Annotated in this window: 2 protein-coding genes and 1 pseudogene; 2 read left to right on the top strand and 1 reads right to left on the bottom strand. The window is 43.9% G+C overall.

Annotated elements, in window-relative coordinates:
- Positions 1–431: 431 nt before the first annotated feature.
- Positions 432–629 (bottom strand): annotated as a pseudogene (locus tag J2S25_RS20140) (transposase); the annotation flags it as partial.
- Between the two features lies 1 nt (position 630).
- Here J2S25_RS20140 and J2S25_RS19780 point away from each other — a divergent pair.
- The gene (locus tag J2S25_RS19780) at positions 631–1,275 is read left to right on the top strand and encodes an ABC transporter ATP-binding protein (RefSeq protein ID WP_307192713.1); all 645 of its coding nucleotides are present in this window, start codon (positions 631–633) and stop codon (positions 1,273–1,275) included.
- 251 nt (positions 1,276–1,526) lie between these two features.
- A complete protein-coding gene (gene katG / locus J2S25_RS19775) occupies positions 1,527–3,719 on the top strand; it encodes a catalase/peroxidase HPI (RefSeq protein WP_307192711.1) in 2,193 nt (730 codons plus the stop codon).
- Positions 3,720–4,004 lie beyond the last annotated feature (285 nt).

The raw sequence follows: 4,004 nt of genomic DNA, 5'->3' as shown, positions 1-4,004 counted from the left end.
GAGGGTTAGCTCGGTCAGTTTTTGTTGGCTAGGAAAAGCAACGATAAGTCGAGAAGCCCCCACTTCAAGCGACCTGTAAGGGTGGTAAGTGGTGGGAGTAGTTCACTGATATCTTATTTCTTCATTCAACCCTTTCTTTAGCACAATATAATGAGTGAGATCAGCATTCCTTAAAAAGGTACCCCGAATCCATATATAATAAGTAAACTCGCCAACTATGGTGAGTTCAGTTTGTAGACAAAAGGGGTTCGGAATGGTCTCATTCCGAACCCCTTTTGGCATAAATTTGAATTTCTAAAGAAGATGGACTCCTCTTAACTGCCGTTTCTAAGCTTCATATTTCCGGAAGAAACCATCTTTGGTCCGTGGTCGTGTATATGGCAGTACCGGTGTGATTTCCAGATCAAACAGGTACTTCGCGATGGCAGGTATCTTCCTAATTGAAGTTGTTGTTTTGCTTCTTTGAAAAAAACTTCAATCGTCCAACGCACGGAGTATACTTGAAGCATTTCCATTACTGACAAGGATTCATCTGTAGACAGGTACAATTTCCAATCCTTTTGATAAGGAAATCGACAAAAATAAAGTTTCACCGTTTCCCCAATGCCTGCATAATGGACGGTTGCTTCAATCATTGGACCTAGTGGTTGTGGTAAGACAACAATTTTCAACATTATTGCTGGATTATTAAGACCCACTGGAGGAGATGTCTCTTTGTATGGTGAAAATATTACTGCCGAAATTGGTCATGTTTCTTACATGTTACAGAAGGATTTATTGCTTCCGTGGTTAACCGTAATCGAAAATGTGATTTTAGGTGCACAATTAAATGGGACTTCAAAACAGGTCGCAATTAATAAGGCATCCCCTGTTTTAGAGAAATATGGATTAGGTGGATTTGAAAAAAACTATCCGAGAACCTTGTCAGGTGGGATGAAGCAGAGAGTGGCTTTATTGCGAACATTAATGTTAGAGAATAATATAATTTTACTAGATGAACCATTGAGTGCCCTGGATGCTCAAACTCGATATGCAATACAATTATGGTTGCTGGAAATTTGGGAGGATCTAATGCTCCTAGTTACGCATGATATTGATGAGGCAGTATTTTTATCAGATGAGGTATATGTTTTAACAAATAGGCCTACAAGAGTTGCCGAAAAAATTGAAATAAATCTTCCTAGACCAAGGGGTGAACAAATTTTTTCTACACCAGAATTTGCAGCATATAAATCAAAATTAATTACGATGTTGAATCAACCAAGTGTGTTATAAATATTATTTGGAATGTATGATATGCAAGGCTTTGAAATTGTAAGAATTGACATACTTCATAAATAACCACTCATTTTCGGAAATGAGTGGTTATTTGTTGTAGCTTCATTTGATTAGGAAGAAGGGTCATTCCAATCTCGTTCCTCACCTAATGATAAAAGATTCCCATTAAAGATACTAAATTCCTTGTTCTTCTCATAGGTATGAATGGTGAAAGGGAAATCATTTATTAGTACGAAAGGGGAAGGAAAATGGACAAGGATACGGAAAAGGTTGGAAAATGCCCGGTGATGCACGGGGGTGCAACTAGTCAAAAAACGAGTGGTACGACTAATAGAGACTGGTGGCCGAATCAGCTGCAGTTGAATATTCTCCATCAGCATGACCGTAAATCAAACCCAATGGGGGCGGATTTTCATTATAGTGAAGAATGCAAAAAGCTGGACTACGATGCACTTAAGCGGGATCTTCAAGTGCTCATGACAACGAGTCAGGACTGGTGGCCGGCAGACTTCGGTCATTATGGACCATTGTTTATCCGAATGGCCTGGCATTCTGCGGGGACATATCGTATTGGCGATGGCCGAGGCGGCGGAGGGACGGGTTCACAACGATTTGCGCCGCTGAACAGCTGGCCAGATAATGGGAACTTGGACAAAGCTCGACGACTGCTATGGCCACTTAAGCAAAAGTATGGCAACAAAATTTCCTGGGCTGACTTGATTTTATTAGCTGGTAATGTGGCAATTGAGTCGATGGGAGGCAAGACAATCGGTTTTGGCGTAGGGAGACAGGATATCTGGCATCCGGAAGAGGACACTTATTGGGGCGTTGAATCAGAGTGGCTCGGCGATAATCGGTATACAGGGGATCGTGAGCTGGAGAACCCGCTTGCTGCTGTACAAATGGGCCTTATTTATGTAAATCCCGAAGGACCGAATGGCAAGCCGGATCCGCTTGCAGCAGCACGGGACATTCGCGAAACCTTTGCACGGATGGGCATGAACGATGAAGAAACAGTAGCGCTGATTGCTGGCGGACATACTTTTGGAAAAGCCCACGGCGCAGGAGATGCAACGAAAGTTGGTCCAGAACCGGAAGCAGCTCCGATCGAAGAGATGGGTTTAGGATGGAAAAATGCACATGGCACCGGCAGAGGCCGGGATACCATTACTAGCGGCCTGGAAGGAGCCTGGACGGCTAACCCAACACAATGGGATAATGGCTATTTTGATTTATTATTCGACTATGAATGGTGGCTGACAAAGAGTCCGGCAGGTGCCTATCAATGGCTGGCTGTGGATCCGGCCGAAAAAGATCTTGCTCCGGATGCTGAAGATGCTTTTGAAAAAGTCCCAACCATGATGCTTACAACAGATCTAGCATTGCGCCATGATCCTGATTATGAAAAAATCGCCCGCCGTTTTCATCAAAATCCAGAAGAGTTTGCCGACGCTTTTGCCAAGGCATGGTTCAAGTTATTGCATCGTGATATGGGTCCTAAATCAAGGTATATCGGTCCAGAAGTTCCAAAAGAAGATTTCGTCTGGCAGGATCCTATTCCAGCGGTTGAGTATGAATGGACAGAAGAAGAAATAGGAAAGGTGAAATCTTTGATTCTGGACTCTGGGCTAACCATCGGCGAGTTGGTCACGACTGCCTGGGCTTCCGCAAGCACGTTCCGTGGCTCGGACTTCCGCGGTGGAGCGAATGGTGCACGCATCCGACTGGCTCCGCAAAAAGACTGGGAAGTGAATCAGCCGGAACAACTTTCAAAGGTGCTCCATTCACTTGAAAAAATTCAAAGCCATCTCGATCAGAAAATAAGCATTGCTGATTTGATCGTTCTTGGCGGCAGTGCAGCAATCGAGAAAGCGGCACGTGACGCTGGTTTTGATGTAGCTGTTCCATTTGCTCCAGGGCGTGGGGATGCAACCGACGAGCAAACAGATGCAGAAAGTTTTGCAGTGCTTGAGCCTTGCGCTGATGGATTCCGCAACTATCAAAAGAAACAATATAGCGTAAGTCCAGAAGAGCTCTTATTGGACAAGGCACAGCTATTAAACCTCAGTGCACCTGAAATGACGGTTCTGATTGGTGGAATGCGGGTGCTCGGTACCAACCATGGCGGTACAAAGCATGGAGTTTTTACCGACCGTGTTGGCATGCTCACCAATGATTTCTTTGTAAACCTGCTGGATATGGGAGTGGAATGGAAGCCTGCAGAAGGTGGTGTTTATCAAGGTTGTGACCGCAAGACCGGTGAGGTTAAACTTACGGCCACCAGAGTGGACCTAGTTTTCGGCTCCAACTCTCAGCTGCGGGCGATTTCGGAAGTATATGCCCAGAACGATAACAAAGAGAAGTTTGTGCGCGACTTTATTTCCGCATGGACAAAGGTGATGAATGCAGATCGATTTGACCTTCATGCAAAAAAAATGTGAGACTTGTGAATGAGTCAAAAATAAATTGTTTAACGAGAGCAGATCAGTAAAATGGTCTGTTTTTTTTGGTATGCAAGTTTAGAAAGCGGGTTTCCCTTTCGATAGCGCATGACTCTCTGGAAATTTAATAACATTGACAGTTTATTGATAGATGAGGGAAAATTGGTAGTGTATTTAGAAAGTTTCATTTTTTAACGGATTTCCGAAAGAAGTCTCCCATCCTCAAGGAATGGGAAGGGCTAAAGCCCAATGAGTAGGTGGGAGATGAATTTCGGTTGGCTTTAG

It is taken from the genome of Mesobacillus stamsii (genome assembly GCF_030814065.1).
GTDB lineage: Bacteria > Bacillota > Bacilli > Bacillales > Cytobacillaceae > Mesobacillus > Mesobacillus stamsii.
The sequence above is the reverse complement of the archived record's forward strand: the minus strand, read 5'-3'. Positions and strand labels throughout refer to the sequence as shown.

Coding starts and splice junctions, on each gene's coding strand:
- katG (WP_307192711.1), top strand. CDS start 1,527: ATGGACAAGGATACGGAAAAGGTTGGAAAATGCCCGGTGATGCACGGG.